This window comes from Helcococcus sueciensis DSM 17243, assembly GCF_000423145.1.
GTDB classification, from domain to species: Bacteria; Bacillota; Clostridia; order Tissierellales; family Peptoniphilaceae; genus Helcococcus; species Helcococcus sueciensis.
The window spans coordinates 1-7,127 of the sequence record NZ_KE383981.1 but is presented as its reverse complement, the minus strand read 5'-3'; the positions used below and the strand labels follow the sequence as shown (position 1 = coordinate 7,127).

Here is a 7,127-nt window from a genome sequence, read left to right as displayed (position 1 = left end):
GATCCAACTAATTTATCGTCAGCATATATTTCAATTACATCACCTTTTAATAGGTCTGATGCTTCAACTCTTAATTTTGTATCACCATCTAATAGAGGGTTTTTAGGTATATTAATTTCTACTTCAGGATTTGTTAATACCGCTTTTACTTTTACAAATCTTGATGCAGAAGATGTATTACCATCAAAATCAAATACTAATTTGAATTCTTCATCAGCATCACCTGTTAATTTAGAATCTTCTTTGTTAAGATTTAATATTCTTGAATCTAAAGTTAGAGCATCATTAGAAACTTCTAAAGTTTGTCCAGATACTGAATCAACTAATTTTAATTTATATTCTCCACTTGGAACTGCTTCATTATCAGTTTTCCATTCAGTGTATCCATCTTTTCCAAATTTTGAACCAAATCCTGAATAATTAAAGCTATATTCTGTTCCATCTTCTGATACTAATACTGGAACAGGTGTTTTATCTGAGTAACTATCTTGGTAAATTTTTATAATCACTTTACCATTTGGTTGAGTAAAGTCTGCATTTAATGTTATATATCTACTTGATGGGAATTTATTTTGATCAAAATTAAATGTTAAATTAAATTCATCTCCAATATTTCCAGTTAATTTAGTTTCTTTATCAGGTAATTCATCTACCTTAGAAGTTAACATAGGGAATCTATTTGATACTTCTACAGTTTGACCTTTTTCAGTTTCTCTAAATATTAATTTATAACTACCACTTAGAATAGCTTCTTTTTCTGTTTCCCATAATCTTCTAATACCACCATTTCCATCTCCAGAAGTACTATTAGATTTAAGTTCATATTCTGTTCCATCTTCTGCTACTAATACTGGAATTGGTTTTTTATCTAAACCATTTGTTTGGTTAATTGATATAGATACTTTACCTTTTGATCTTTCTAATTCAACTAAATGTTTTTTAGATTCAAATCTATTAACAATAACTTGACTATCTGCTTCAAATCTTTGTTTATATCCTACTGGTATTTTTTCTTCAGACACTTTATATGTGTAAGTACCATCGCCATTATCTTTGAAATTTTTATTATCTTCAGTTAATACATCAGTAAATGTATATTCTGGTAAATGTTTTGTAGTTCCATTTTCTTTTACATTAAATGAAACAGTTACTTCTGTATCTTTTACTACTACAGGTACATTTACTTCAACTGTTGTTCCGTAAGGAGCTTTACCTACAACTGATGTTGTATTTACTTTTGCAAATTTATATCCTTCTGGTAAATCAGAACTTCTTAATCTAGCTGTAAAAGTATGACCTTCTTTTATTGTTACTGGAGCATTTTTTACAACAGGATCTAATCCTTCAATTATTTCTCCATTTTCATCAACAAAGTTAAATATTACTTTTGTCTCAACTTTTTCAGCTTCTTTAGTAAAGTAAAGTGACATATTTTGACTAAATCTTTTTGAATTTACATCAACTTGTATTTTATCACCAGATATTTTTGACAATTGAGGATTTAATTTAAATGTTCTATCATTTATTGTATATCCACTTGGTAAGTTTAATTCTAGTTCATATATTCCATGCTCAACATTTAAGAAATATATTGCATTTGCATTTTTTGGGTTATGATTGTATTTAACTTCACCATTTTGTTTTAGTACATATGCTGATTCACTATTATCATGAGCTTTCATTTCTTTTATAGCTCTATCTTGATCAAGTTTTTCAATTGATTTAAAATTACCATCTACTGCAGCAAATGCATCAAATTGAACATTAGTTTTAGGTTTATTTTCAACTACTTCTTCTTTTGTTTCTTCTACTGTTTCTTCAGGAGTACTGTCTCCTATACTAATAATAGATGTAGGATTTTTTAATCCTGGTTTAGCAAAATATTTTTCTAAAGAACCAGTTACTTTTACTTTAGTTCCTAGTAAATCAAGATTAGAAACTAAATTATATGAATTTCTTAATTCTCCATTTGGTAACTGTACAACCATCATTTTACTAGTATCTTTTTCATCTTTGCTGTCTGCAATAACTATGTTGGAATTAACGTCTTTGTCATTTAAAACAAATCCACCTGATCCACTCTTAGCACTACCAACTATATATCCTTCTACACTACCTATACCGCTATTATTTTCTATGGCTTCTTGTACAGTATATGGGTCATTTTCTGCTCCTGTACCTGCATAGCTCGTTGTAATTCCAACTATAAACGGAAACACTATAGCTAAAGCAAGTAAAAGTGATAAACTTCTTCTAGATATATTCTTAATATTCATCAAGTCCTCCAATTAAATTGCTGCCTTACATTTAGTTACATTCCCATATATTTTATATTATAGAATTGTTAAATAAGTTGTATGTATATATTAAATCTATGTTAAATATAATATAAGAAAAAAATATATCAAACTTTAATATATCAATAATTCAAAATCATATACCGTTTATAGGAAATCTGGTGAAAGCAGTATTTATCAACAATTATATACAATCTCTTTTCGTAAATGTTAAATAAATTTAATATTTGTTTTTTATGAAATTGTTATCATTGTGAACTATATTTACAAAGAAAAAAAAATAGGATATTATATAAATGTAGTTGTTAAACAATTAATTATCATAAAATATATGTGGAGGAAATATGGCTACAAAAGAAAAAGTAACAAACAATGAAGTTGATATTTTAGTAAAAAACGCAAAAGAATCTTTAAAAGAATTAATGAAATTTGATCAAGAACAAATTAATAAAATTGTACACGCTATGGTTATGGCTGGTGTTGATCAACATATGGTACTTGCTAAAGCTGCAGTAGAAGAAACAAAAAGAGGGGTTTATGAAGATAAATGTATTAAAAACCTATACTCTACTGAAACAATTTGGCACTCAATAAAATATACAAAGACATGTGGTGTAATTGATAGAGATATGCAAACAGGAATTATCAAAGTAGCTTCTCCTCTTGGTGTAGTTGCTGGTATTACTCCTGTAACAAATCCAACATCAACAGTAATGTTCAAATCTATAATTTCAATAATGGCTAGAAACCCAATAGTATTTGCATTCCATCCAAATGCTCAAAACTGTTCTGCATTAGCAGCTAAAACAGTTTATGAAGCAGCTGTTAAAGCTGGAGCTCCAAAAAATTGCATTCAATGGATTACAAAACCTTCAATAGAAGCAACAGGAAATCTAATGAATCATAAAGATGTAGCAATAACTCTTGCAACAGGTGGTAATGCTCTAGTAAATGCAGCTTACTCTACAGGTAAACCAGCATTAGGGGTTGGAGCTGGTAATGTTCCTGCTTATTTCGAAAAAACATGTAATATTAGAACAGCAGTAAATGACTTAGTAGTTTCAAAAACTTTTGATAATGGTATGATTTGTGCTTCAGAACAAGCTGTTATCTGTGATAAAGAAATATATGATGAAGTTAAGAAAGAATTCGAAAGAAATAGAGCTTACTTTGTTCCAAAGAAAGATATTAAAAAATTAGAAAAATATGTAATTAATTTAGAAAAAGGTGCTGCTAATCCAGATATAGTTGGTAAACCAGCAACATTCATCACTGAAAATGCAGGAATTACTATTCCAGAAGGAACAAAGTTATTAATCGCTGAAGTTGAAGGTATCGGTCCAGATTATCCTTTAACAAGAGAAAAACTTTCTCCAGTACTTGCATTTCTTAAAGCAGAAAATCATGAAGATGGATTCAAAAAAGCAAAACAAATGCTTGAATTAAATGGTATGGGACACTCAGCATCTATACATACACATGGTGGAAACAATGATTTAATCGAAGCATTTGCACAAGAAATGGAAGCTTGTAGAATTCTTGTAAACTCTCCTTCTTCAATTGGTGGTATAGGTGACTTATATAACGAAATGACACCTTCATTAACACTTGGATGTGGTTCTTATGGACACAACTCAGTAAGTGAAAACGTGAGTGTTAAACACCTAATGAATGTTAAGACTATAGCTAAAAGGAGAAATAATATGCAATGGCAAAAACTTCCATCAAAATTATACTTTGAAAAGAACTCAGTTAGATATCTTGAAAAAATGCCTAATATTGAAAGGGTTGTTATTATCACAGACCCTGGAATGGTTAAGTTTGGTCTAGTTGCAAGAGTAGTTGACGTATTAAGAAGAAGATCAAATGATGTTAAATATGAAATCTTCTCAGATGTTGAACCAGATCCAACAACAAACACAGTTAAAAGAGGTTTAGATAAGATTAGAGCTTTCGAACCAGATACAATTATAGCTATCGGTGGTGGTTCTCCAATGGACGCAGCTAAAATGATGTGGTTAGAATATGAACATCCAGAAATAGACTTCTTTGGAGCAAAACAAAAATTCCTTGATATTAGAAAGAGAGCATACAAAATTCCAGAATTAGGAGACAAATGTCAATTAGTATGTATCCCAACAACATCTGGTACAGGTTCAGAAGTTACTCCATTCGCAGTAATTACAGATAGCGAAACTGGTGTTAAATACCCAATAGCTGACTATTCTATTACACCTTCAGTTGCAATAGTTGATCCACAATTCACATATACATTACCAAAATCAATGGTAGCATGTACTGGTATGGACGTATTAACCCATGCATTCGAATCATATGTTTCAGCTATGGCATCTGACTATACAAGAGGATTATCATTACAAGCAGTTGAATTAGTATTCCAATCATTACGTGAATCATATCACACTGATAAACACGAACCAAAAGAAACAATGCATAATGCATCAACAATTGCAGGTATGGCATTCGCAAATGCATTCTTAGGTATTAACCACTCATTAGCTCATAAGATTGGTGCAGAATTTAATATTCCACACGGATATGCAAATGCAATCTTAATGCCACATGTAATTAGATACAACGCAATTAACAATGGTAAAACACAAGCTTGGGCTAAATACGAATACTTTAGAGCTGACGAAGATTATGCAAGAATAGCTAAAGCAGCTGGCTTAGAAGGAAATTCAACAGAAGAATTAGTTGAGAATTTAGTACAAGCAGTAATAGATTTAGGTAAAGATTTAGACTTGAAATTATCAATTAAAGATCAAGGAGTTTCTAAAGAAGAATTTGAATCTAAAGTTGATAAATTAGCTGAACTAGCTTATCTAGATCAATGTACAACAGCAAATCCAAAAGAGCCAATGATAGAAGAATTAAAAGAAATCTTATATCAAGCTTATGAAGGGGTTTAATATATAATTTTTTGTAAAATAGAACAAATTAAAACGGTAGACTCTAAGAGTCTACCGTTTTTTGTTTTTTGTGGTGATAGTTATTAAGATTTCATTTATGACTACCGCCATTATTGACTTTCAGCTTAAAAATGTTTGGTTTGTTCTGCAGAAGAAGACGCAAAGATTATTATAAGCTTTTCTAGAATCTTCGCTTTTCTTATTGCGACATCTTTTAAGCTTTAGAAAGTCAGGAACAATCCCTCCGGGTGTTTGAGTAATTAATTTTAAATATTCTCTGTCTCAGACTCTGCAAATATTTGATGTGTGTATGCTATTTATCGTAAAAAAATATACCACTTAGATACCATTTCTAAATTTTGGAACTTTCATCTCAAAAATCAGAAAGAAAAGTGTTGTTTTTCTGATTTATTGAGAATTTTATTTAAGTAACAGAAAAATTCATAGCAAATGTTAAGTAAATGTAACATACTAAAGCTATAGTGGTTAAATGTGTGGTTTGTATTGGATAAGTTTCTGAGAAATTAAAAAAAAATAACTAAAAACCGAAAAATGGTAATTTTCTTTCTGAGAAATGAAAAATAAATTCCGAAATTCAGAAAAAGTAATTTACTTAGAAAATTGATTTTCTTTTACATAGATTTCCCATTCATCTGTAATAAACTATTTATTTCTTCAAAAGAATAATCCTGTCAAAATACTTATTTAAATTTTCATAACTACTTCTTTTATCTAATTATTTTCATTCATCCTTCTTCGAAAATATTCTTATTCCATTTCACTATTTATATAAACTTCTACCAATTTCTCTGTTGCTACGATTGAATCTTTGTGTGTTCTTTCATATGCATGACTTGATTCAATTCCAGCTCCAAATAAAGCATGTTTCACATCTACTCCAGCACTCATTGCAGCTGATGCATCTGAACCATATCTTGGATAAATATCTAATTTATATGGAATATTATTTTTTTCACACAATTCAATTAAATTTTTCTTAAAATCGAAATTATATGGGCCTGATGAATCTTTTACACAAATCGAAACTGAAAATTCGTCAGTTTGTTGATCATCCCCCATCGCTCCCATGTCTACAGCTAAATATTCAACAGTTTCTTTAGGAATAGAACTATTTGCACCATAACCTATTTCCTCATTATTAGAGAAGTAAAAATGCGTTGTATGAGGCAATTCAATATTTTCTTCTTTAATTTTTTTTAATTGATTTATTAAAATAGCTGCAGATACCTTATCATCTAAATGTCTGCTTTTTATAAATCCAGTTTCAGTAATAATTGTACGAGGATCAAAAGAAATAAAATCTCCTACTTGAATCCCTAAATCTTCGGTTTCTTTTTTAGATGAAGTTTTAGCATCAAGTCTTATTTCTATATTATCTTGATTTCTTTCTGCTGTAGATGCATCTTTGTATACATGAACAGAGATTTGATGCATAAGTATGGTTCCACTAATTTTATTATTGTTTTTATTTACATGTACTATACAATTTTCACCTTCAATTGAATTGTAAACAAATCCACCTACTAGATCTATTTTTAATCTTCCATTTGGTTTTATAGATCGCACTATTGCTCCAAGAGTATCCACATGAGCTGTTACAACTCTATGTCTTTCATTATCTTTTCCAGAAACACTTACCATTAAAGCACCTTTATTAGTTTTAAAAGTTTCATATCCAAAAGATTCTATTTCTTGTTTTAGATAAGACACTATTTCATTGGTATATCCTGTTGGAGACGGTATACTTGTTAATTTTTCAATATAATTTAATGTATTCATAAACACTCCTTGTATAATGAACACATAGTAATTAGTGTTCTTTTTTTCTTTTTACTATATGATAAGTATAGGCTTGTGGATTGGTTATCACTCCTAT

At 29.5% G+C, this 7,127-nt stretch carries 3 protein-coding genes; 1 reads left to right on the top strand and 2 read right to left on the bottom strand.

Features of this window, described 5'->3' with window-relative positions; all coding sequences use genetic code 11:
• Positions 1-2,276, bottom strand: a 2,276-nt coding sequence (locus G534_RS08190) for a DUF6359 domain-containing protein (protein WP_034596120.1), incomplete at its 3' end; no start/stop codon positions are given.
• Positions 2,277-2,641: 365 nt separating this feature from the next.
• Between G534_RS08190 and adhE the strand changes: the two genes are divergently transcribed.
• Positions 2,642-5,230 (top strand): bifunctional acetaldehyde-CoA/alcohol dehydrogenase, encoded by a 2,589-nt coding sequence (gene adhE / locus G534_RS0107075; RefSeq protein ID WP_027348482.1) that lies wholly within the window; start codon positions 2,642-2,644, stop codon positions 5,228-5,230.
• Positions 5,231-5,998: 768 nt separating this feature from the next.
• Here the strand turns inward: adhE and G534_RS0107070 are convergent.
• Positions 5,999-7,030, bottom strand: a complete 1,032-nt coding sequence (locus G534_RS0107070) for a M42 family metallopeptidase (protein ID WP_027348481.1) — start codon at positions 7,028-7,030, stop codon at positions 5,999-6,001.
• Positions 7,031-7,127 lie beyond the last annotated feature (97 nt).